The sequence below is a fragment of the Bradyrhizobium sp. 153 genome, assembly GCF_023073835.1.
Classification (GTDB): Bacteria; Pseudomonadota; Alphaproteobacteria; order Rhizobiales; family Xanthobacteraceae; genus Bradyrhizobium.
Map to the genome: position 1 here is coordinate 102,376 of NZ_JADPKH010000097.1, position 23,825 is coordinate 126,200.

A 23,825-nucleotide genomic window follows, 5' to 3' on the forward strand; every position below is an offset into this window, starting at 1 on the left:
GGAGCCGCGAGCGGTCGCTCGAAGGTCTTGCGGACCTTCCGACACTGCGTGTGCGATGCGCCCATGAACCCAACGGCCGGCAAGACTTCCGCAACTGGAGAACAAATGGCTTCGACTTCTGCTGATACCTATAGCCCCTCGCGCGACGATTTCGCCGCGATGCTCGACGAATCCTTCGCAGGCGGCAACCTGCAGGAAAGCTCCGTCGTCAAGGGCAAGGTGGTTGCAATTGAAAAGGACATGGCCGTCATCGACGTCGGCCTGAAGACCGAGGGCCGCGTTGCCCTGCGCGAATTTTCCGGCCCCGGCCGTGACAGCGAGATCAAGGTCGGCGACGAGGTGGAAGTGTTCCTCGATCGCATCGAGAACGCCCTCGGCGAAGCCGTGCTGTCGCGCGACAAGGCGCGCCGCGAAGAGAGCTGGGGCAAGCTCGAGAAGGCGTTCCAGAACAACGAGAAGGTCAACGGCGTCATCTTCAACCAGGTCAAGGGCGGCTTCACCGTCGACCTCGACGGTGCCGTGGCCTTCCTGCCGCGCTCGCAGGTCGACATCCGTCCGATCCGCGACGTCGCGCCGCTGATGAACAATTCGCAGCCGTTCCAGATCCTCAAAATGGATCGCCGTCGCGGCAACATCGTCGTGTCCCGCCGCACCGTGCTGGAAGAGACCCGCGCCGAGCAGCGTCAGGAGCTGGTGCAGAATCTCGAAGAGGGTCAGGTCATCGACGGCGTGGTCAAGAACATCACCGACTACGGTGCGTTCGTTGATCTCGGCGGCATCGACGGCCTCCTGCACGTCACCGACATCGCCTGGCGCCGCGTCAACCATCCGACCGAGGTGCTCTCGATCGGCCAGACCGTGAAGGTCAAGATCATCAAGATCAACCACGAGACGCACCGCATCTCGCTGGGCATGAAACAGCTCTTGGATGATCCGTGGCAGGGCATCGAAGCCAAGTACCCGCTGGGTGCCCGCTTCACCGGCCGCGTCACCAACATCACCGACTACGGCGCGTTCGTCGAGCTCGAGCCGGGCATCGAAGGCCTGATCCACGTCTCCGAGATGTCGTGGACCAAGAAGAACATGCACCCCGGCAAGATCGTTTCGACCTCGCAGGAAGTCGACGTGCAGGTGCTGGAAGTCGATTCCGTCAAGCGCCGCATCTCGCTCGGCCTCAAGCAGACCATGCGCAACCCCTGGGAGGTCTTCGTCGAAGCTCACCCGACCGGTTCGGTGGTCGAAGGCGAGGTCAAGAACAAGACCGAGTTCGGTCTGTTCCTGGGTCTCGAAGGCGACGTCGACGGCATGGTCCACCTCTCCGACCTCGACTGGAAGCTTCCGGGCGAGCAGGTGATCGACAACTACAAGAAGGGCGACATGGTCAAGGCCGTGGTGCTCGACGTGGACGTCGAGAAGGAGCGCATCTCGCTCGGCATCAAGCAGCTCGAAGGCGACCCCTTCGCCGAGCCGGGCGATGTCAAGAAGGGCGCGGTCGTGACCTGCGAAGTGCTCGAAGTGAAGGAGAGCGGCATCGAGGTGAAGATCGCCGGTACCGACTTCTCGACCTTCATCAAGCGCTCGGAGCTCGCCCGTGACCGCAACGACCAGCGCGCTGAACGCTTTGCCGTCGGCGAGAAGGTCGATGCCCGCGTGATCCAGTTCGACAAGAAGGCCCGCAAGGTCCAGGTGTCGATCAAGGCGCTCGAAGTCGCCGAAGAAAAGGAAGCCATCGCGCAGTACGGCTCCTCCGATTCGGGTGCAACGCTCGGCGACATCTTGGGCACCGCGCTCAAGAACCGCGACAACAAGTAAGCGAAACGCACGTTTCGCTGCATCGAAGCCCCGGCGCGAGCCGGGGCTTTTTGTTGCGTGCTCGCGGCCCGGATGGAGCGCAGCGTCATCCGGGAAAGTCCTTGCGCCGCCAATCCCGGATTGCGCTTCGCTCCATCCGGGCTAGGACGGGCCTTGTTTTCTTCAAATTGCGCCGCAATTGATGTATCGAGAATAAGCCGACGGTCACGCTGTGACGGCACAACGCGCTCCGTCTTTCATTTTGGAGATATTCCGATGTCGCTGGATTCGGACATCATCGTCGATCGCCGCAGGATCCGCCGCAAGCTGACGTTTTGGCGCGTGATGGCCGCGCTGATCGCGATCGCGGCGATCGCGAGCTTTGCGCTGATCGCGACACCAGGTGCGCGCGGCACGTTCGCGTCTGCTGGTTCGATCGCGCGCGTCCACATCGAGGGCCTGATCCGCAGCGATTCCGATCGCACCCAGGCGCTGGAGCGGCTGGAGAATTCGCAGGCCGCTGCCGTCATCGTTCACGTCAACTCGCCGGGCGGCACCACCGCCGGCTCCGAGCAGCTCTACGATTCGCTCACCCGACTGAAGGCGAAGAAGCCGCTCGTCGTCGTGGTCGAGGGCCTTGCCGCCTCCGGCGGCTACATCACCGCGATCGCCAGCGACCACATCATCGCCCAGCAGAGCTCGCTGGTCGGCTCGATCGGCGTGTTGTTTCAATACCCCAATGTCTCCGAGTTGCTGAAGACCATCGGCGTCAAGGTCGAGGAGGTGAAGTCGTCGCCGCTGAAGGCCGCGCCCAATGGTTTCGAGCCCACCAGCCCCGAGGCGCGGGCCGCGCTCGATGCGCTGGTGAAGGATTCCTACGCCTGGTTCAGGGGCCTGGTGAAGGAACGGCGTGGCATGGATGACACGCTGCTCGAGAAAGTGGCCGATGGCCGCGTCTTCACCGGCCGCCAGGCGATCGATCTCAAGCTGATCGACCAGATCGGCGACGAGAAGACGGCGGTGACCTGGCTGGTCGAGCAGAAGGGCGTCAAGAAGGGGCTCAGCGTGCGCGATTACAAGCTCGAGCCGCGCTTCGGCGATCTGCCCTTCCTCAAGACGGCCGCCGCCGTGACGCTGGAAGCGCTGGGTTTGAGCTCGATTGCGCATCAAATCGGGCAAACCGGCGTCGCACAGGCGGTCGATCGGTTCGGAATGGATGGAATGCTGGCCCTGTGGCAGCCGGCCGCGTCAAACTGACCGGAACCGAGGCGAGCGTGCGGGGGTTTTCCCGCGTGACGGGTGCCGGCACAGCCTGCTTTTTCGGCATTTGTCACGTATTTTCACGACGCTCAATCTTGATTTAGCGTCTTGACAGATCAAGGTATTTTCACGGAAATGGTCATCCGCACGCTCCCGGGTCCTATCTCTCGATGATCAAATCCGAACTTGTTCAGCGTATCGCCGAGCACAACCCGCATCTGTACCAGCGGGATGTCGAGAACATTGTGAATGCGATTCTCGAAGAGATCGTAGCGGCCCTCGCACGCGGTGATCGCGTCGAGCTGCGCGGCTTCGGTGCCTTCTCGGTCAAGCATCGCCCTGCACGCGCCGGACGTAATCCGCGCACCGGCGCTCATGTGCCTGTCGACCAGAAGAGCGTCCCGTTCTTCAAGACCGGCAAGGAAATGCGCGAGCGGCTGAACCGCGACCATCCGGATCCCGGCGCGGCAGATTGAGCCGGGCATCAGGATTTTCTGCGGTCGCGCATGATGCGGCCGCAAGCTTGATTCAAGGCGAGCGAAGCGAGATGCGAAAGTTCCTGACCGCGCTGATCGTGATTCCGCTGGGCCTGCTCCTGCTGGTTTTCGCCGTCGCCAACCGGCATTTCGTCACCGTCTCCTTCGATCCCTTCATGTCGGCCGACCCCTCGCTGTCGGTCACCTTGCCGCTGTTCCTGCTTTTGATCCTGGTCGCTGCCCTTGGCGTGCTGACGGGTGGATGCGCAGTCTGGCTCGGCCAGTGGCACTGGCGGCGCGCGGCGCGCCGCAATGAGGCGGATGCACGCGCTGCCAGGGGCGAACTGGCCGATCTGCGGGCCCAAATGGCGGCGGCAAGGCCCGAGTCCCAGCGCCTCCCAGTCCCTTCGGGGGTCGGCCTTTATGGGCCCATCGGGCGAGACAAGCAGCGCGCGACGTTGTAGAAGCGGCCGCAATCGAAAGCCCTGTTTTCCGGCCGCGGGCCCGCGGCCTCCATCCCCTTTGAGACCATGTCCCTGCTCGTCAAAATCTGCGGTCTGTCCACGCCCGAGACGCTCGAGGTGGCGCTCGAGGCGGGTGCCGACATGGTGGGTTTCGTGTTCTTTCGGCCGTCGCCGCGGCACCTGTCGCTGGAAGCGGGACGCGATCTCGGGCGCCAGGTGAAGCGCCGTGCGCTCAAGGTCGCGCTGATCGTCGATGCCGACGATGCCATGCTCGACAACATCATGGACGCGCTGGCGCCGGACATTCTTCAGCTCCATGGCAAGGAGAGCGTGGCGCGGCTGCGCGACATCAAGCAGCGGTTCGGCCGTCCGGTGATGAAGGCGGTGCCGGTCGCCACATCTGCCGATCTCGCGGTGCTGCCCGGCTACGCCGCAGTCGCCGACCGCATCCTGTTCGATGCGCGCGCACCGAAAGATGCAACCCGCCCCGGTGGTCTCGGCGCCCCCTTCGACTGGCACCTGCTCCAAAATCTCGATGTGAGCCTGCCCTATATGGTCTCGGGCGGGCTTCACGCCGACAACGTTGCGGAAGCCCTCCGCGTCACCGGAGCCGGCGGCGTCGACGTCTCCTCCGGTGTCGAGAGCGCTCCGGGCGTGAAAGATCCGGAGATGATCAAGGCCTTCATCCGCGCCGCGCGCGCCAGCCAAGATACGAGCCAAGAGTTGAGTGTCCGATGAACGTCGCCAAACCCAATTCCTACCGTAGTGGCCCCGACGAGCGCGGCCATTTCGGTATTTTCGGCGGCCGCTTCGTCGCCGAAACCTTGATGCCGCTGATCCTCGATCTGGAGAAGGCCTATACCGAAGCCAAGGCCGATCCGGCGTTCCAGGCCGAGATGAACGGCTACCTCAAGACCTATGTCGGCCGGCCCTCGCCACTCTATCTCGCTGAGCGCCTGACCGAGCATCTCGGCGGCGCCAGGATTTATCTCAAGCGCGAGGAGCTCAACCACACCGGCTCACACAAGGTGAACAATGTGCTCGGCCAAATCATGCTGGCGCGGCGCATGGGCAAGAAGCGCATCATCGCCGAGACCGGCGCCGGCCAGCACGGTGTCGCCACCGCGACGCTGTGCGCGCGCTTCGGCCTCGAATGCGTGGTCTATATGGGCGCCGTTGACGTCGAGCGGCAGCAGCCCAACGTCATCCGCATGGAGATGCTGGGCGCCAAGGTGATGCCGGTGCAGTCAGGCACGCGCACGCTGAAGGACGCCATGAACGAAGCGCTGCGCGACTGGGTCACCAACGTGCACAACACGTTCTATTGCATCGGCACGGTGGCGGGCCCGCATCCCTATCCGACGCTGGTGCGCGACTTCCAGTCGATCATCGGCAACGAGACCAAGACGCAGATGCAGGAGATCGAGGGCCGCTTGCCGGACTCGCTGGTGGCCTGCATCGGTGGCGGCTCGAACGCGATGGGCCTGTTCCATCCGTTCCTCGATGATCCCTCCGTCGAGATCTTCGGCGTCGAAGCCGCCGGCCACGGACTCACGCAGCTGCACGCCGCCTCGATCGCGGGCGGCCGTCCCGGCGTGCTGCACGGCAACCGCACCTATCTTCTCATGGATGCGGACGGTCAGATCCAGGACGCGCATTCGATCTCGGCCGGTCTCGACTATCCCGGCATCGGCCCCGAACATTCCTGGCTGCACGAGGTCGGGCGCGTCAAATATCTCTCCGCGACGGACGACGAAGCACTCGCTGCGTTCCAATTGCTGTCGCGGCTGGAAGGCATCATTCCGGCGCTCGAGCCGGCGCACGCCATCGCCAAGGTGATGGAGCTCGCGCCGAAGCGGCCTCGGGATCACCTGATGGTCGTCAATCTGTCCGGCCGGGGCGACAAGGACGTCCCGCAAGTCGGCGACATCCTGAGGGGCAAGAAGTGAGCACGCGTATCGACACCCGTTTTGCCGAGCTTGCGAAGCAGGGCCGCCCGGCCTTCGTGACCTTCCTGATGGCCGGCGACCCTGATGCGGCGACGTCGCTCGAGATCATCAAGGCGCTGCCGCGGTCGGGTGCCGACGTGATCGAGATCGGCATGCCCTTCACCGATCCGATGGCCGATGGTCCGTCGATCCAGGCCGCGGGTCTCCGCGCGCTCAAGGCCGGCATGACGCTGAAGAAGACGCTAGAGCTCGTGCGCGGCTTCCGCAAGGACGATAACGCGACGCCGATCGTGCTGATGGGCTATTACAATCCGATCTACATCTACGGCGTCGACAAGTTCCTGGCTGACGCGAAGAGCGCAGGTGTCGATGGCCTCATCATCGTCGATCTGCCGCCGGAGGAAGACGACGAGCTGTGCCTGCCGGCGATGAAGGCCGGCCTCAACTTCATCCGCCTGGCGACGCCGACCACCGACGACAAGCGCCTGCCGGCCGTGCTCGCCAACACATCGGGCTTCGTCTACTACGTCTCGATCACCGGTATCACCGGAGCGGCGGCTGCGGACTCCTCGGCGGTGAGCGAAGCCGTTGCGCGCATCAAGCGACATACCAAGCTGCCGGTCTGCGTCGGCTTCGGCATCCGCACGCCGGAGACAGCCAAGGCGATCGCCTCGCACGCCAATGGTGCGGTGGTTGGCACAGCACTGGTGGATGCGCTCAAGAACAGCCTCGATGCCGAGGGGCGAGCGACCGATAAAACCGTTGACGCCGTCGCCGAGCTGACGGCGGCCCTGGCCCAGGGCGTCAAGGGGGCGCAGCAAGCGGCGGAATAGGCCATAGTTCCGCTTTCCGGGCAGGCGACACGGCAGCTTGCCGGGCAGCGGCCCGGCCGCCATATATTCTACAGGCGACCCGCGAGGCGGGTTCGCGCATCGGAGCAAAGCATGAACTGGCTTACCAATGTGGTCCGGCCGAAGATCCGCAACATGCTGCGGCGGGAGACGCCGGAGAATCTGTGGATCAAGTGTCCGGATTCCGGACAGCTCGTGTTCTACAAGGACGTCGAGGCCAACCAGTTCGTCATCCCCGGCTCGAACTACCACATGCGCATGGGCGCGGTGGCGCGGTTGAAGTCGATCTTCGACAACGAGACCTGGTTCGACGTCGCGCTGCCCGAGGTCACGCCCGACCCGCTCAAGTTTCGCGACGAGAAAAAATACGTCGACCGCATCAAGGATGCGCGCGCGCGCACCAACCTCAACGACGCGATCAAGGTCGGCTACGGCAAGCTTGAAGGCTCCGCCGTCGTCGTCGCCGTGCAGGACTTCGATTTCATGGGCGGCTCGCTCGGCATGGCCGCGGGCGAAGCCATCGTGCGTGGAATGGAGCTCGCGGTCGAGAAGAAGTCGCCATTCATCGTGTTTGCCGCATCGGGCGGCGCGCGCATGCAGGAAGGCATTTTGTCGTTGATGCAGATGCCGCGCACCACGGTGGCGGTGCAGATGCTGCGTGAGGCAAAACTGCCCTATATCGTCGTGCTGACCAATCCGACCACCGGCGGTGTCACCGCGTCCTACGCCATGCTGGGCGACGTGCACATTGCCGAGCCCGGCGCGTTGATCGGTTTCGCCGGCGCGCGCGTGATCGAGCAGACCATCCGCGAAAAGCTCCCCGAGGGGTTCCAGCGCGCCGAGTATCTGAAGGAGCACGGCATGGTCGACATGGTCGTACATCGCCACGAATTGCGTCCGACCCTGGCGCGGCTCTGCCGCTTGCTGACCAAGGCGCCGCCGCAGGAAGGCGCATCGAGATCGGTGCAGCCGGTCGCGAGCCCCGCGCAGATCGTATCGGCCGCCGAGACGGCGCCGGCTGCGCCCCACGCGTGAACGCCTCCTCTGACAGCACAAAGCCGCCGCTCGGCGAACTGATCGGGCGGCTGTCGGCCCTGCATCAGAAACGCATCGATCTCGGGCTCGAGCGGATGCATCGTCTGCTCGCGCGGCTCGGCCATCCCGAACGCAAGCTGCCGCCGGTGATCCACATCGCCGGGACCAACGGCAAGGGCTCCACGCTCGCCTATCTGCGCGCGACGCTGGAGGCCGCAGGCTTGCGCGTCCACGCCTATACCTCACCCTATCTCGTCCGCATCAACGAATGCTTCCGGCTCGGTCGCGTCGGCGGCGGCGTGCTCGTCAGCGATGATGAACTGCGCACCGCTCTGGAAGAGATCGAGCGCGCCAATGCCGGCGAGGCTGCGACATTGTTCGAGCTGAAGACCGCCGCGGCCTTTCATCTGTTCGCGCAAAATGCGGCCGACGTGGTGCTGCTCGAGGTTGGTCTCGGCGGCCGGCTCGATTCGACCAATGTGGTCGATGCGCCGGCGGCCTGCGTGATCACGCCTGTCAGCATGGACCACATGGACTTCCTCGGCGACACCCTGGCATCCATCGCCGGCGAGAAGGCCGCGATCATCAAGCGTGGCGCGCCCGTGATTTGTGCCGAGCAGGCTGCCGAGGCGATGACCGTGATCGAAGCACAGGCCAGGCGCATGCGTGCGCCGCTGTTTGCGGCGAACGAAAGTTGGCACGTCAATGTCGAGCGCGGACGTCTGGTCTATTCTGACGATCGCGGCCTGATGGATCTTGCGGCGCCGCGCCTGTTCGGCCGCCACCAGTTCGACAATGCCGGCCTTGCAATCGCGACGCTGCGCGCCGTCCCGGCGTTCAAGGTCAGCCAGACGGCGTTCGAGGCCGGTATCGTCGGGGCGGAATGGCCGGCACGAATGCAGCGCATCACCTCGGGGGAGCTGCTCTCTTGGGGACCGCAGGGCTCGGACATCTGGCTCGATGGTGGGCACAATGCTGAAGGCGGCCGCGTGGCCGCCGCCGCGCTCGGTGATCTCGAAGAGCGGGTGTCGCGGCCGCTGGTCGTCATCGCCGGCATGATGGCCAACAAGGATGCGCAGGGTTTTCTTGCCAATTTCGCCGGGCTTACCCGTCACATCATCGCGGTGCCGATCCCTGATACCGAGAACGCGATGCCGGTCGACCGCCTAGCGGACGCCGCGCGCAGCCTCGGCATGCGTGTGGAGCCCGCGCCCGGCATCGAAGCTGCGCTGCGCGCATTGGCGAAGCTCGCCTACGAGGTGCCGCCGCGCATCCTGATCACCGGCTCGCTGTATCTGGCCGGCCACGTGCTCGCAATCAACGGCACGCCTCCTGCATAGCGACTACGGTGACCACGATGCGTTTTGCTGCGATTGCCGACGTCCACGGAAACTACCTCGCGCTCGAAGCGGTGCTCGCCGACATCCGCACACTCGGCATTGCCGACATCGTCAATCTCGGCGACATGCTGAGCGGGCCACTCGATGCTCGCAGGACGATCGAGATCCTGATGAGGATCGACGCCGTGCACGTGCTTGGCAATCACGATCGCTATCTGCTCGACCGCGCTCCGGAAAAGATGGGCTCGTGGGATCGCCCCGCCCATGCGCAGATCGACGCCGCGCAGCTCGACTGGCTGCGCGCGCAGCCGATGACACGGGTCTTCCGAGAACAGGTGTTCCTTTGCCATGCGACGCCCGGCAGCGACGAGGTGTACTGGCTCGATACCGTGCGTCCCGACGGCACGGTCGCGCTATCGCCGCTCGATCGCATCGAACCATTCGCGCAAGGCATCACGCAATCCTTGATCCTCTGCGCCCACACCCACCTTGCGCGGGCCGTGCGCCTGCCCGACGGGCGGCTGATCGTCAATCCCGGCAGCGTCGGCAGTCCCGGCTTTCGGGACAAGCATCCATTCCCGCATGCCGTCGAAGCCGGCACGCCGCACGCGCGTTATGCCGTTCTCGAACTCGCTGACGGCGCTTGGCAGGTGACGTTCCGCCACGTCGCTTATGATCACGAGGCCATGGCCGCGCTGGCGCGACGCAACAATCAGCCCGAACTGGCGAATGCGCTGGCGACGGGGTGGATCAAGTAGCTGCGGCTACGTTCACTTCAATAATTTCATCGGATCGGCCACTTTCTGCATCAACTGCTCGAATGTGCATTGCCGTGGTGCCTTGTCGGGACGCCAGCGCAGGATCGAGGTGCCGTGGCGAAAGCGTTCTCCGCTGAAATGGTCGTAGCAGACCTCGATCACCAGCTTCGGCTTGAGCGGACACCATTTGGCCGAGCGCTCGGTGGACCAGCGGCTCGGTCCGCCCGGGGCGTTGCCGGTGAAACCGGGCTCGCCAATCAATGCCTCCAGGCGATCGGTCAGCGCCGGCTTCTCCTGCGCCTTGATGGCCGAGGTGAAGCCGACATGGTGCAGCAAGCCATTGTCGTCATAGAGCCCGAGCAGCAGCGAGCCGACCACGTTGCGTCCGCCGATCTTATTGCTGGCATAGCGGAAGCCGCCGACCACGCAATCGGCGCTGCGAAACTTCTTGATCTTCTGCATGCCCTCGCGCGTTCCCGCCTGGTAGGGCAGGTCGATGCGCTTGGCGATGACGCCGTCCGAGCCGCCGCCCGACTGCGCCAGCCATTTTTGGGCGGTGGCGTAGCTCGTCGTCGCCGGCGAGAGATGGAAAAGGCTGTTCTTCAAATGGTCTTTCGCAAATGCTTCCAGGAGCGGGCGCCGCTCGCTCAGCGATTTTCCGGCAAGCTGCTTCTCCTTGGCCGTTTCGAGCAGGTCGAAGACGAGGTAGAGCGCCGGCGTATCCTGCGAGAGTTTCTTCACGCGGCTTGCGGCAGGATGGATTCGTTGCAGCAATGCGTCGAAGGAAAAGCCTTTACCGTGCGGCACGACGATCTCGCCGTCGAGCGTGAAACGATCCGCTTTCAGGCTCAGCGCGGCGGCGACGATCTCAGGAAAATAGCGCGCGAGATCCTCGCCGGACTTCGAGCGAAGATCGACGTTGCTGCCACTGCGCGCCAGCAAGCAGCGGAAGCCATCCCATTTCGGCTCGTACTGCCATTCCTTGCCGCGCGGGATCGCCTCGACCGACCTCGCCTCCATTGCTACGAGAGAGGCCGATTTTCGGGCGCGTTTTGCGGGAGGGGCTGGCAAGGGCTGGGACTCGTCCTACGCTGAACATGTCCCGTCAACGCAAAGCGGCCGGCTTTCGCCGGCCGCTTTCGAAAATAATCCTGCGCGAGGCGGATCAGACCGCGGAGGTGATCCACTGCTGAAGCTTCGCCTTCGGCGCCGCGCCCACTTGGCGGGAAGCCATCTCACCGCCCTTGAAGATCATCAGGGTCGGGATCGACATGACGCCGTACTTGGACGCGGTCTTCGGACTCTCGTCGACGTTGAGCTTCACGATCTTGACCTTGTCGCCCATCGCGCCGGCGATCTCGTCGAGCGCGGGCGCGATCATGCGGCAGGGGCCGCACCATTCGGCCCAGAAATCGACGACCACGGGGCCGTTCGCCTTGAGCACTTCGGTTTCGAAATCGGCGTCGGAAACCTTGCTAACGGCCATTGGAGTACCTCACTCGGTTGAAAGAATCGGCGCGACCTGGAATCGCGCTTGGGATCATGAGGTCAACCTATGAACGGCCCCTTGCCGGGTCAAGGACGCTCACACCGAGATGAAGGGATGCCAGCGCCGCGTCCAGCGCGGGGGCCGAAATCTCCATATATTCAAGGGCCTCGGTCCAGAGCAGGACGGCGCGGACCAGCTTTTGGGGATAAAGCCGCGATAGCACCGCCCGGTACAGCGCGAGCTGCCGGACATAGGCGGCGGGTGCCTCGGCCGCGCTTCCGGGCGCCGCCCGGTTGGTCTTGAAGTCGACGATCAGGACCTCCTCGGGGCGAACGACCAGCCGGTCGATCTGCCCCGACACCAGCGCCGGGGCGCGGCCCGGCCGCTCCAATTTGCCGGCGATGGCAACCTCGGCCCTGCTGCCGGCGGCAAATACCGGGGCGAAGCGCGGCTCAGTGATCAAGGCGAGCACCTTGTCGGCCAGCGCGGCGCGGTCGGCCTCCGGCCAGTCCGAGGCGTTGCGGGCCATGAAGTCGCGTGCGGCCTCGCGCCGGCGCTCGGCGGCAATGTCGGGCAGCGATTGCAGCAGGCGGTGCACCAGCGTGCCGCGCTGCAGCGCCAGCGCGCGCGACTGCACCGATTCGCCTGATCGTACGCTGCGGCCCTCTTCGGCCGACTGGCCCGAGGGGCGCAGGGCATCATCGTCGACGATCTCGCGCGGAGCCGGCGCCCGCAGCCAGCCCGGCAGCGTGATCGTCTGGCGGACCGATGCCGCCGGTGCGCCCAGTGCCACGATATCCTCCGGCCGCGAGAACCGCGTCACCTTGCCGAGCGGCGTCTCGATGACCTGCTTGTCCAGGCCCGAGCCGGCGAGACCGGTGTCGACCAGATCGTACCAGCTCAGCTTGCGGACGGTCTTCATGTTGCCGGGCATGCAGCCGCCGACGATCAGGCGGTCGGCCGCGCGCGTCATCGCGACATAGAGCAGGCGGCGATACTCGTCCTCGGTCTCCTCCAGCATCGCCTTGCGCGCCTCGGCGACCGGCTTCGGGTCGTCCGCCTTGCGGCCGGCCCAGACCACCACCTCGCCGCCATTGCCGCGCGGCACATGGATCAGCCGCAGCCGCTGCGAGTCCGCGGGCGAGGACGTGGTGTCCACCATGAACACGACCGAAGCCTCCAGGCCCTTGGCGCCGTGCACCGTCATCACCCGCACCTCGTCGCGCGAGATTTCCATGTCGCGCTTCACCTCGGTGTCGGCCGAACGCAGCCAGGCCATGAAGCCTTGCAGCGAGGCCGGCGCCTTGCGCTCGTAGTTCAGTGCCAGCTCAAGAAATTCGTCGAGCGCATCGTTGGCCTCAAAGCCGAGCCGGCGCAGGATGCGCGCACGGCCGCCATCGCCGCCGAGCAGCCAGGCGTAGAACGCGAACGGCGTCTCCTCGCGCGCGCGTGCCTCGCAGGCTTCCAGGCGCCGCAATGCCGTGGCGAACTTCTCGCGTGTGGCTGCATGCTCGCGAAGCGCACGGCGCAGCGATGCCTTGCGATCCCAGGCGAGGGTAAAGAGGTCGTCGTCGTCGAGCCCGAACAGCGGGCTCTTCAGCGCCACCGCGAGCGCGAGATCGTCCTGCGGCAGCAGCAGCGCATCGGCGAGATTCATCAGATCGATGATGGCGATGTGCTCGGTGAGCTTGAGTCGATCGGCGCCGGCGACCGGCACGTTGGCATGCTTCAGCGCCTGGATCACGGCATCGAATGCGTTGCCGCGTCGCCGCACCAGGATCAGCATGTCGCCATAGCGCAGCGGCCGGCGTTCGCCTTCGTGCCCCGTCAGCGTGCCGCTCTCGACCAGCCGCTTGATTTCGGCCTGGATGCGGTGAGCGAGCTTTACTTCGGGGCTGGTGACGGCGACGCCGTCGAAGGGGGCGCGCCAGCCTTCGATATCCTGCCGATCGTCGGCCTCCGCGAGATCCCACAGCTCGATCACGCTCGGCCCTGCATCGGCGAGGGCGTTGTGCAGGGGGTGGCCGATCTCGACCGAATGGATGCTCTTGTAGATCTGGGGATCGCGGAAGACGTGATCGACCGAGTGCAGGATCGTGGCGCCCGAGCGAAACGAATAGGTGAAGGCGACCGGGTCGAATTTCAGCCCGGCCGCGGTGAACTTGCGGTGCAGCTCGCGCCGTCGGGCATCGAATTCGTGGGGAGCCGCGCCCTGGAACGAGAAGATCGATTGCTTCTCGTCGCCGACGGCGAAGATGGTGCGGTTCAGCCCCTCGCGCGCGCCTTCGCCTGCGGTGAACTCGGAGATGATGTGCGCGACAATGTCCCATTGCCGCGGGCTGGTGTCCTGGGCCTCGTCGATCAAGACGTGATCGACGCCGCGATCGAGCTTGTAATGCACCCAGCCCGCGGAGACGCGGTCCAGCATCGCCAGGGTCTTGTCGATGAGGTCGTCGTAGTCGAGCAGTCCGCGCTCCTGCTTCTCGCGGCGGTAGTTTTGGGCAGCAGCGGTCGCGATATGTAGCAGGGCCGCGGTGCGGTCGCGCATGGTCACCGCGCGGCGCTTCTCGATCAGCCCACCGAGCCGCTGCGCCTCGGCCTCGAACAGGCGGGCCACGGACGGGTTGTGATCGCAAAGCTTCTTGGTCAGCACCACCTTGCGCGGCAGCTTGTCGTCGGTAAGGAAGACGCAGAGATAGGCATCGACCTGCGCGCTGCCGGAAAAGACTTTTGCTTCGCGGAGCCGGCCGGCCTGGTCCTTGTCCGACTTGCTGCCGTCCTCCAGCGCAAGCGCGATATCGTCCCAGCGCGACCGCGGCAGGAAAGGGCCGTCGAGAATCTCCGTCTCGACATCCTCGATCTGGTCGCCCGCGTCGACTCCCAGCACAGCCGCCATCTGTTCGACCGCCGCTCCGGCATCGCCAGCTTGGTCGGTCCAGGCCATGAAATGATCGCGGCTGAGGCACGCCTCGCGTACGACCTCCTTGAAGGTGACGTCGGCGGCGCTCGCCATTGCCGTCAACAGTGCGCGGCCGGTGAGGCTCTCGGGATCACGCGCGGCCTCCAGCAGCACCCTCAGATTGGCGCGTTCCATCATGTCGGTCTGGTCGCGCTCGTCGATCACGGCGAAGCGTGCCGGCACGTTGGCTTCGAACGGGAACTGCTGGAGCAGGCGCGTGCACAGCGCGTGAATCGTTTGCACCTTCAGCCCGCCCGGCGTTTCCAGCGCGCAGGCGAACAGCTTTCGCGCCTCGCGCCGCAGCTTTGCACTGGGATGCGGGATGCCGACCGCGCGAATGGCTGCGTCGAGCGCAGCGTCGTCCAGCGTCACCCAATGACCGAGCGTGGTGAACACGCGCTCGGCCATGTTGGCGGCCGCGGCCTTGGTGAAGGTGATGCAGAGGATCTTTTCCGGCGGGACGCCCGCGAGCAGCAGACGGATGACCCGCTGCACCAGCACATGCGTCTTGCCCGAGCCGGCGTTGGCCGACACGAAAGCCGATGCGGTCGGATCGGATGCACGCGCCTGCCGCGCGCGCACCTCGTCGGGGATGGGGCGCGGTGCCTTCACCATTCCTCGATCCCCAATCCGCCGGCCGCCGACCATTCCTTGATCCGGGCGAGATCGTCATAGGTGCCGTAGCGGTTCGCCCACATCGGCAGGTTCAGCGAGGTATAGGCCTGGTTCTCGTCCTCGAAGGCGCGGATCAGCGCCTCCAATTTGGCGCGCGCCTCGGCCGCCGCGGTGTCCGGTGGTTGCGGCTCGTCGCCTGGCTTGAACTTGAGTTCGAGAACGCGCTCCTCGCCCGGTGGATTGTTGCCGCTGAGGCGGACATAGACGAGCTGGCTCACGGACGCGCCGGCCTCGATGTCTGGGAAGCCTCCCTCGCGCAGGATCGCAGCTTCCAGCGTGAGCTGGGGCGACAGGCCCATGCGGACCTGCTTGCCGGTGGGCGGCTGCCCGGTCTTGTAATCGAGGATGGCATAGCGGCCGCCCTGGCGCCGTTCGATGCGGTCCGCGCGCGCGGAGAGGCGGAAGCTGCGCGCGTTGTCGAGCGCGATCGAGATCTCGCCGTGGGTCTCTGCCGTGATGGCCTCGATCGCGTCGCGCCGCGCCGTCTCCCATTCGCCGAACCAGCGCGCGATGCGCTGGAAACGCGGCCACCACAGCGCCCGCGCCTCGGGCCGCTCCATCAGCGGGGCAAAATGTTTTTCGCCAATCGCGCGCAGCACGCGCGCGGGATCGTCGGGCAGGCGTGCCGCATAGGTTTCCGTGAACTCGCCGAGCGCGCCATGGATCGCCGAGCCGCGGTCGGCAGCCGAGAGCGGCATGTCGACCGGATCGAGTGCATCCAATCGCAAGATGCGTTTGGCGTAGATCGTGTAGGGATCGCGCAGCCAGTCTTCGATTTCGGTGACCGACATCTTGAGCGGCCGCGTCGCGCGCGGCGGTCGCGGCTCCGGCTGCTTGATCGGCCTGACCTCGTCGGGCTGGTCCATTGCGCCGGCGAACTGCACGTATTTCTCGCCGGCGCGAACTGCCGCGTTCCAATGATGGTCGCCCGCAACCGCCTCTAACCGGTGCAGGAAGCGCGACGCCACCGCCGGCGCGCCGCCGGCCTTGGCGGAATGGGTGAGGATCACCTCGTCGGCGCCGAGCAGCTGTGCGAAGTCATGCGCGGAGAGGCCGATGCGGCGCTCCGGCAGATCGAGACCGAGCTCGTGCCGCATCGGCCGGCTCAGCCAGGGATCGGTGCGTGGTGCCGGTGGCCAGACGCCCTCGATCAGACCGCCGACGATGATGCGGTCGGCCTGCATCAGGCGCGATTCCAGGGGGCCGTAGATCTGCAGCCGCGCGCCGGGCCTATCCCGCCGCCGCACCGCGCGGTCGCCGAACGCGGTCTGGAAGACATCGGGATAGTCAGGCAACGGCACCATCAACCCGCTGGTCGTTCCGCCGCGCAGCAGATCGTCGAAGGCGCTGGCGAGGGCGAGGCCCTCGCGATCCTCGAAGGCGAGCGGAATGCCTTGCTCGTCGCGCGACAGCTCGATCAGGATTTCGCGATGCCGGTGCGCGAGCTCGGCGAAGTCATAAGGTTTTGATGAGGCCAGGCTCTCGATCGGCGCCAATGCGTGTCGCAAAGCATCGATCAGCGCCTGGATGCGATCGAGATCCTCCGCCTTGAGCCGCGCGCGGGGCTCCGCGCGATGGAGCGCGGAGACTTCGCTGCGCCACAGCTTTGCCAGCTCGTCGCGAAAGCGGTTGAATTCGCGCAACAGGCCGGCCGTGCCGGCGGGTGGGCGTGTGCCGCGCAAGACCGCGAGCTCGAGTCCCTCGATCGCCGCCTTCCATGCGCCAGGTAGCCGGCCGAGCCGGCACAGCGGATGTTTCAGCATCGCCAGGAGCGTCGGCGGCTCCAGGCCCTTGGTCGCGACCTCTGCTGCGAGGCGGGCAAAGACACCGGCCGACGTTTCCATCAACACGTCGCCGCCGGAATCGTCGAAGGCGAGGTCCCATCGGGTCAGCGCAGCCATTACCCGCCGCGCCAGCGCGCGATCGGGCGTCACCAGCGCCGCCGATTTGTCGAGATGCCGCGCCTCGCGCATCGCGATGGCGATCGCGAGGGCTTCCATTTCGGGGTTGGGGGCTTCCACGACCGCCAGGTTCTTCATGCCGCCAGCGATCTTTGCGGCGACATCCGGCTGCTTCAGCCGGTCATGCCAAACTTCCGTCTTGGCCGAGGGCCGCATCGATTCCGATGCGAGCAGATCGCGCCCGCCTTCTGCCGGCGGCTGGAGAATGTCGACGTCGCTGCGCTTGATGCCAAAACGCTGCAACAGCGCATGCATGGCATATTGCGGATGGTTCGACGCCGGATGCTCCGCGAACTTGCCGAGCGCATCGCGCACGCCGCCGATGGTGCGCCAGGCGTCCTCGTCGAGATCGGTGTCGAGGCCCGGCAGAACCACGGCGCCATGCGGCAGCAATGCGACCGCATGGAGGAATTTAGCGGTGGCCGGCATCGAGCCGGTTGAACCGGCCGCGATCACCGGCCCGTTCGGATGCGCGGTCAGCCGCCTGGCTTCCGCCGCGATGAGGAGATCGCGCCGTGCCGCCGGCTCGATCCGTTTGATCTCGGCGAGGTGGCCGGGCCAGGCAACGCGCGCGATGCGCAAGAATTCGAGCGAGTGCTGCCAGTAGCGGTCGAGATTATCAGGCACGAGCCCATCGAGCGCGCTCCAGTCGACACCGCGCGTCACCATGTCGTCGATCAGCCGTGCAAGATCGGACGCCAATGCAAGCGTCGAGGCGGGGCCGCCGACCACCAGCGGGGACAGCACCGGGCGCTTGGCCCAGGCCGCCACCAGTTGCGCAAGTGTCAGCCGCCGTTCGAGCTCGCCGAGCCGGGGCGGAATGTCGAGCGGCGTCGCGCCGGAGAACTGTTCGCCCTCGTCGGCAAAGGCGAGCTCGTCCTCGTCGATGTCGCCGAGTGCGACGATGCGCGGCAGCACCACAGCATCCGCCTTCATCTCGTCGAGGAAGATCTCGCGGACCACGCGCATCGCGCGTCGGGTCGGCAGGTACAGAGTCGCATCCGCAAGCCGCGCCGGTTCCTTGCGCGCCTCGAAGCCATCGGCCAGCCGGCCGTCGAGCAGGCTCGCGACGACCGTGCGCAGGAACGGAACTGAGATGGGAACGCTGAAAACGCGCATGGGCTGCCTGATTCGATCAGGCGCCAATATAGGGAGACAAGGTCAAATGGTCATGGGCCGAGGTGACGTCTTCCCCGCCGTTTGCGCGGCATCACCGTTCTCGTGCCCCGGACGCAGCGCAGCGCTCCTTCGATGCGCTGCAGAGCCGGGGCCCATCTCGCCGCCTTGCCTGTAGCTTTCTGGATCCCGGCTCAGCGGCGCACCGCTACGCGCTGCACCGCGTCCGGGACATGGAAGCAGCCCTAGGCCACGCTCTCCAGAAACGCCTCTTCAGCCGCATGCACCGCATCAGGCGTGCCGACATGCATCCAGACGCCGTCGAGCCGCAGGCCGAACAGCCGCTCCTGCTCGTTGGCGCGATCGAACATTTTTGTCAGCGAGAACTCGCCCCTGGGCGCATCGGCAAAGATCGCGGGCGACATGATCGCGGCGCCGGCATAGACGAACGGAACGACCTCCTTTTCCTTGCGCTTGCGCAAGGCCCCGTCGGGCAGCATGCCGTAATCGCCGCGGCCGCTATAGCCGATGCTGGTCGCGGTCGGCGCCATCAGCAGCAGAATGTCCATGCGCGCGGGGTCGAAGTTTTCCGCAAGCCGCGTCAGGTTCGAGCGCACGCCGTCGATCCACAGCGTGTCGGAATTGACGTGGAAGAACGGCGCGTCGCCGAGCAGCGGCAGCGCCTTCACGACGCCGCCGCCGGTGCCGAGCACTTGGTCGCGTTCGTCGGAGATGGTCACGCGCGGATGCTGGCGCGATGCGGTGTGATTGATGATCTGGTCCGGCAGATAGTGCACGTTGACCACCGCCTCGGTCACGCCGGCATGGCCGAGCTTGTCGAGCACGTGGTCGAGCAGCGGCTGGCCGGCCACCGGCACCATCGGCTTCGGCATCTTGTCCGTCAGCGGACGCATGCGCAGGCCGAACCCTGCGGCAAGCACCATGGCTTTGGTCGGTTTGACGGACATTCTCGCTTTCTCAAATCCCTTGATTTCGCTTTCGCGGCAATCCTAGCATGAGCCTCGGCCAGCCGCACCGCATCCCAACCGCCTTAATCGCCCGCCGTGACGGTTGTACGACGGGTGTTGCCGTCACGCCCCGATGGCGGTGGAGCGCACCTTTTTCTTCTTGTCGCCGAGCTTGAGGAAATTGACGCCGATCTGGTCGCCATTGACCCAGGCCAGCTCGCAGCGCCGGTACGCAAGTCCGGTGGACGACAGCAGGAGAAAAAATTCCTTCAGATGGAGGCCTTCGACCGAGCCGTCGATGGTCAGCTTGGCGCCGGTATCGGAAACGTCCTCCATGGTGCAGTCACGCCGCCAGGTGCCGTCGATGCCCATCATCTGGGCCGGAACCCCGCGCTCGAAAACGACCCGGTTATTGCCGCGCTGATCCGCTTTCGCCGTCATCACCCTTGCTCCAGCCCCGTAACGATCCGGCTGCCTCGCGGCCAGAATAGCGACATCTTGGCTAACGGCTGGTAAATCGGGCCCGGATCAGGGTTGCGGCGGCGGGACGTTGGCGAGATACCAGTCGCGCAAAGAGCCGAGCGCGGGATGCGCCAGCGAGCGTTGGAGATAGGTCCAGATCCGCGGCTGGTGACGCAGATAATGCGGCTTGCCATCGCGGCGATTCAGCCGGGCGAAGGTGCCGAGCAGGCGGGTATTCCGCTGCGCCGACATGATGGCGTAGAGCTCGGCGAAGCCGGCGGCGTCGAAGCTTGCGTCGCTGGCGCGGCGTGCCTTGATATAGCGCGACAGCAGCGTCAGCTCGAGGCTTTCGGGCACGTCGATGCGGGCGTCCTGGAGCAACGACACCACATCGTAGGATTTCGGTCCAAGCACGGTGTCCTGGAAATCGATCACGCCGACGCGTTCGATGCCGCTGCGATTCCCAAGCCAGATCAGATTGGGCGAGTGGTAGTCCCGGATGATCCACGTCCGCGGCGCCGCCAAGGGCTTCTTCAGCAGCTCGCGCCACATCGCGAGAAACTCGGCGCGCGCCTCTTGGCTGAGCGGAGCATTGCGATCGGGCAGATACCATTCCGGCATCAGGCCGATCTCGATCAGCAGCGCCTCGGCGTCGAAGACCGGTATCTCGTAGCTCTGGCCGGCGAGCGGTAAGGTTTCCGGCAGCGTCCTGCCGTGCAGCATGGCCAGCACATCGATCGCAGCCTCATAGCGTTCGGGAATCGGGCGCGGCGGATCGCCTTCGATCACGCCTTCGCTGCCGAAATCTTCGGTGATCAGAAAGCCGTGGTCGAGATCCGAATGGTGGATCGCGGGCGCAGAGATTCCCTGTGCACGCAGGCCTTCGTCGATGGCGACGAAGGGCTTTACATTTTCGGCGAGATGCACTGCGGCGCTGTAGGACTTTCCGTCATAAAGGGCGGCGCCGTCGGGGCGCTGCGGAAAGTTCATGAGAATGACGGTCTCGCCGTCGCGCAGCAGCCGCGCATAGGAGCGGGTCGAGGCATCGCCGGCCATGCGCCGACGCGTCGCGTCGAGATAGCCGGAGGCGTCGAGGAATTCGCGCAGGGCCTTCAGTCGCACGACTTGCGCGGCGCCCTTGCCGTAACCGGTGATGTCGGCCGCGCGCGCATTCGAGCCCAGCGCCGGCCGGTGCGTCAGCGCGATGTCGATGCGGTCTTCGGGCATCGCCGACGGCGCACGCTCTGGCCATTCGATCAGAACGAGGGTTGCGTCCGGCAGCGGCGACAGCCCGATCTCCTCGAGCTCGCTCTCGTCCTCGACGCGGTAGAGGTCAGCATGCATCACCGGGAAGGGTGGCAGCTCGTAGCCCTGCACCAGCGTGAAGGTCGGGCTCGGAACTTCCAGCGTCTCGTCACCGGCGAGATAGCGGATCAGGGCGCGCGCGGCTGCGGTCTTGCCGGCCCCGAGATCGCCAGTGAGCGTGACGGCGTCGCCGGGGCCGACCAGCAGCGCGAGGTCGGCCATCAATTGCGCGGTAGCCGTCTCGTTGTGGAGCGCGACGGAGAATGTGGTTGCTTCGGTCATTCGGCGGCGTCGCGATGCGCCGCCTGGTCGGTCGGGAAGTCGCAGATCACGATCGTGCCCCGGCCGACGATCGAGTCCACCCGTACTTTGCCGCCATGCAGCTCGACGAAGGAGCGCACCAGCGACAGGCCGAGCCCGGCGCCGCGGTGACGCGAGCCCTGCGAGCGGCTTTCGAACCAGTTGAACACCTTGTCCTTCATGTCGGCAGGTATTCCAGGCCCTGAATCTGTCACGGTGAAGACCACGCTGCGCTCGGTGCGGCGTGCGCTGATGCCGACGGTGGAATCCTGTGGAGAAAACCCGACTGCGTTGGCAAGGAGGTTATAGAGCACCTGCACCACGCGCTTCTCGTCGCCGATGAAGCTGCCGATGTCGGGCGCGATCTCGACCTTGAGGCGGATGCGGTCAGTGGCGAGGCGGTCCTGGATACCCTCGGCCGCGAGCTCGATGGCCTTGCTGACGTCGACCGGGCCGAGTTCCAGCTTCATCGCGCCGGCGTCGATGGTGGCGAGATCGAGGATGTTGTTGGTCAGCGCCAGCAGCGCATTGGTCGATTTGGTGACGTAGTCGAGATATTCGGCCTGCTTCGGCGTCAGCGGTCCGGTCGAGGGATCGCTGAGGAAATGCGCGAAGCCGATGATGGTGGTAAGGGGAGAGCGCAGCTCGTAGGAGACGTGGTGGACGAAATCCACCTTCATCTGGTCGGCGGCCTCCAACGCCTCGTTGCGCTCGCGCAGCGCGCGTTCGACATTCTCGGTGTCGGTGATGTCCTGGAACGTCAACATGGTCGCGCCGTCATGCAGCGGGCGGATCATGCCATCGAGCACGCTGCCGTCCTTGCGTTCCAGCTTCAGCGGCACGTCGGCGCGGTTCTCGATCGAGGTGATGGCTTCGCGGATCTGGCGCCAGACCACGGGATCATCGTAGAGCTGATGACACCAGCCTTCGACCGTCTGGATGTGCGGTTCGTCGCGCATGGCATCGCTGGACAGCTTCCACATCCGGACAAAGGCCGGGTTGAACAGCTGCGCCTTGCCGTTGCTGCCGAACACCGCGACGCCTTCCGCGAGGCTGTCCAGCGTCTCGCGCTGAACCCGGATCATGCCGTCGAAGCGGCGGGCGAGCTCGAGGCTCTCGGTGACATCGTCGAACAGATAGGTGACGCCGCCTTCGGGATTCGGCGTGGTGACGACGGAAAGCGCGCGGCCGTCGGGAAGGTACCAGGTGTCCTTGGCGGTCTCGACCGCGCGATAGGCTTCGTGCAGCTTGGCCTTCCAGGCGCGGAAGTCCGGCTGCTCCGGCAATTTGCGCGCGGCGCGGAGCTGGTCGAGCACACCGGAATCATCAGGGTTGGCGTCGAGGAAGGTGCGGTCGAGGTCCCACAGCCGCCGATAGGAATCGTTGTAGAAGGCGAGGCGCCGCTGGCCATCGAACACGGCAACGCCCGAGGAGAGCTGGTCCAGTGTGCGGCGATGCGCTTCCGCCATGCGTACGAGGGCCGAGCTCAGCGCGTCTGCCTCGCTGGCATCGATGGCGACGCCGACACTGCCGCTGCCGACATTGACCGCGCGCACGTCATACATGCGCCGCTCACCACCGATCACGATCGGCAGCCGCGAGGTGAAATTGGCGGCGTCCTTCAGCCCTCGGTCCATCGCGGTGCGGTTGGCGCTGTCGAGCAGCTCGAGCTTGCGCTCCTGGGCATCGATGATGCTGTTCGCCTCAGTCGCTCGGACATAGGCGGGGTTGGCGTAGGTCAGTGCGCCATTCTCCCCCTTGGCCCAGATCGGCCAGGGTGCTGCGGCGGCGAAGCCGCGCAGCATCTCGGTCTCGTCGGAGAGCGCCTTGTAACGCAGATTGGTCTCGGCCAGATCGCGCCGGAGCCCGGAGAGTTCGCGAATCCGCACAATGGCCTGGCCGCCGATGGCGCGGCCGATGGCCTCGAGCGTGTGGCCATGCGCAGTCGTCAGCGTCAGCTGGAACCCATCGCCGCGCTCGCGCAGCGCATCGACCGCATGATCCATCTGGAGCGCGGGTTCCGGCGGCAGCCAGGTTCCGAATGCGAGCACGCGTTGCGGCGAGGAATCGCGCGGCAGCACCATGGAGAGGTCACCGGAAATCTGCGCGCGATTGTCGCCGGCCGCCCAGGAGATCAGGATCTGCGGCTCGGCGAACAGCAGGGCGCCGAAGCGATCGGCCTGAAGTTGCAGTTCCCCGATTCGCGCGCGCAGCCGCGCCTCGTTCTTCGCCGTGCGCACGCGCGTGCGCATCAACAGGATCGCGGCCATCACCGAGAAGCCGAGCAGGGCCAGCGCAGTGGCGAGCACCGCGAGTTCCTGCCGGTTGAAATCCAGCATGATGGAGAGAGTGTCGACGAGGTCGGCGGCCTCAGCCGGCGCAGCCGGCAGCAGCGCCGCCAAAGCGCCTCCCAACAAGCCGTTGCGCACCAACGATGTGCACGACAGCAGCGTCCGACGCATCGACACGATCACGCCTGACATAGTTGCCCCAAGATCGCACGGATTTGCGCGCGGCGACCCCCGTCGCGCGCGAATCAAAAGACAATACCCTCACCGTGACTCCGCCGGTAAGAGTCCAGATCGTGAACGCAAAGGCGGCCCCCCAAAAATGCCGGGCACGTTGTTCCAACGCACGTAGTTCTTCGGGTGATTCGGCCGGAGCTA

General features: G+C 65.6%; 18 protein-coding genes. 10 read left to right on the top strand and 8 right to left on the bottom strand.

The window, feature by feature from the left end; translation table 11 throughout:
- The first annotated feature begins 105 nt into the window (after nt 1-105).
- From rpsA to IVA91_RS25105, 10 genes are all read left to right on the top strand, one after another.
- Entirely contained in the window at nt 106-1,812 is a 1,707-nt protein-coding gene (gene rpsA / locus IVA91_RS25060) for a 30S ribosomal protein S1 (protein ID WP_247276520.1), read from the top strand.
- A gap of 255 nt (nt 1,813-2,067) precedes the next feature.
- Entirely contained in the window at nt 2,068-3,048 is a 981-nt protein-coding gene (gene sppA, locus IVA91_RS25065) for a signal peptide peptidase SppA (RefSeq protein ID WP_247276519.1), read from the top strand.
- A 173-nt stretch (nt 3,049-3,221) separates the two neighbouring features.
- Nucleotides 3,222-3,527: an integration host factor subunit beta gene (locus IVA91_RS25070; protein WP_008539997.1), complete on the top strand. Its 306-nt coding sequence runs from the start codon at nt 3,222-3,224 to the stop codon at nt 3,525-3,527.
- Nucleotides 3,528-3,598: 71 nt separating this feature from the next.
- Entirely contained in the window at nt 3,599-3,991 is a 393-nt protein-coding gene (locus tag IVA91_RS25075) for a lipopolysaccharide assembly protein LapA domain-containing protein (RefSeq protein WP_247276518.1), read from the top strand.
- A 66-nt stretch (nt 3,992-4,057) separates the two neighbouring features.
- Entirely contained in the window at nt 4,058-4,729 is a 672-nt protein-coding gene (locus IVA91_RS25080; protein WP_247276517.1) for a phosphoribosylanthranilate isomerase, read from the top strand.
- Nucleotides 4,726-5,940 (top strand): tryptophan synthase subunit beta, encoded by a 1,215-nt coding sequence (trpB, locus tag IVA91_RS25085; protein ID WP_247276516.1) that lies wholly within the window; start codon nt 4,726-4,728, stop codon nt 5,938-5,940. Before IVA91_RS25080 ends, trpB begins: the two co-directional genes overlap by 4 nt.
- Nucleotides 5,937-6,773, top strand: coding sequence for a tryptophan synthase subunit alpha (gene trpA, locus IVA91_RS25090; RefSeq protein ID WP_247276515.1), 837 nt, complete (start codon nt 5,937-5,939; stop codon nt 6,771-6,773). The genes trpB and trpA overlap by 4 nt, the downstream gene beginning before the upstream one ends.
- A gap of 111 nt (nt 6,774-6,884) precedes the next feature.
- Nucleotides 6,885-7,826 carry an acetyl-CoA carboxylase, carboxyltransferase subunit beta gene (accD, locus tag IVA91_RS25095; RefSeq protein ID WP_247276514.1) on the top strand — a complete coding sequence of 314 codons (942 nt, stop codon included), beginning with the start codon at nt 6,885-6,887 and terminating at the stop codon, nt 7,824-7,826.
- Nucleotides 7,823-9,166: a folylpolyglutamate synthase/dihydrofolate synthase family protein gene (locus tag IVA91_RS25100; RefSeq protein WP_247276513.1), complete on the top strand. Its 1,344-nt coding sequence runs from the start codon at nt 7,823-7,825 to the stop codon at nt 9,164-9,166. The genes accD and IVA91_RS25100 overlap by 4 nt, the downstream gene beginning before the upstream one ends.
- A gap of 17 nt (nt 9,167-9,183) precedes the next feature.
- Complete coding sequence (locus IVA91_RS25105; RefSeq protein WP_247276512.1) at nt 9,184-9,924, top strand: metallophosphoesterase family protein; 741 nt, start codon at nt 9,184-9,186, stop codon at nt 9,922-9,924.
- 12 nt (nt 9,925-9,936) lie between these two features.
- Here the strand turns inward: IVA91_RS25105 and IVA91_RS25110 are convergent, their stop codons facing one another.
- From IVA91_RS25110 to IVA91_RS25145, 8 genes are all read right to left on the bottom strand, one after another.
- On the bottom strand, nt 9,937-10,944 hold the full coding sequence (locus IVA91_RS25110; RefSeq protein ID WP_247419829.1) for an ATP-dependent DNA ligase: 1,008 nt from the start codon (nt 10,942-10,944) through the stop codon (nt 9,937-9,939).
- A gap of 145 nt (nt 10,945-11,089) precedes the next feature.
- Entirely contained in the window at nt 11,090-11,410 is a 321-nt protein-coding gene (gene trxA, locus IVA91_RS25115; RefSeq protein ID WP_074121876.1) for a thioredoxin, read from the bottom strand.
- 67 nt (nt 11,411-11,477) lie between these two features.
- The gene (addA, locus tag IVA91_RS25120) at nt 11,478-14,987 is read right to left on the bottom strand and encodes a double-strand break repair helicase AddA (protein ID WP_247276511.1); all 3,510 of its coding nucleotides are present in this window, start codon (nt 14,985-14,987) and stop codon (nt 11,478-11,480) included.
- Complete coding sequence (addB, locus tag IVA91_RS25125) at nt 14,981-18,127, bottom strand: double-strand break repair protein AddB (protein ID WP_247459392.1); 3,147 nt, start codon at nt 18,125-18,127, stop codon at nt 14,981-14,983. Before addB ends, addA begins: the two co-directional genes overlap by 7 nt.
- 242 nt (nt 18,128-18,369) lie before the next feature.
- The gene (locus IVA91_RS25130) at nt 18,370-19,092 is read right to left on the bottom strand and encodes a nucleotidyltransferase family protein (RefSeq protein ID WP_247276509.1); all 723 of its coding nucleotides are present in this window, start codon (nt 19,090-19,092) and stop codon (nt 18,370-18,372) included.
- 123 nt (nt 19,093-19,215) lie between these two features.
- On the bottom strand, nt 19,216-19,533 hold the full coding sequence (locus IVA91_RS25135; RefSeq protein WP_247276508.1) for a PilZ domain-containing protein: 318 nt from the start codon (nt 19,531-19,533) through the stop codon (nt 19,216-19,218).
- Nucleotides 19,534-19,620: 87 nt separating this feature from the next.
- Complete coding sequence (gene tsaE, locus IVA91_RS25140) at nt 19,621-21,141, bottom strand: tRNA (adenosine(37)-N6)-threonylcarbamoyltransferase complex ATPase subunit type 1 TsaE (protein WP_247276507.1); 1,521 nt, start codon at nt 21,139-21,141, stop codon at nt 19,621-19,623.
- Nucleotides 21,138-23,642, bottom strand: coding sequence for a PAS domain-containing sensor histidine kinase (locus tag IVA91_RS25145; protein ID WP_247459394.1), 2,505 nt, complete (start codon nt 23,640-23,642; stop codon nt 21,138-21,140). Before IVA91_RS25145 ends, tsaE begins: the two co-directional genes overlap by 4 nt.
- Between the last annotated feature and the right edge of the window lie 183 nt (nt 23,643-23,825).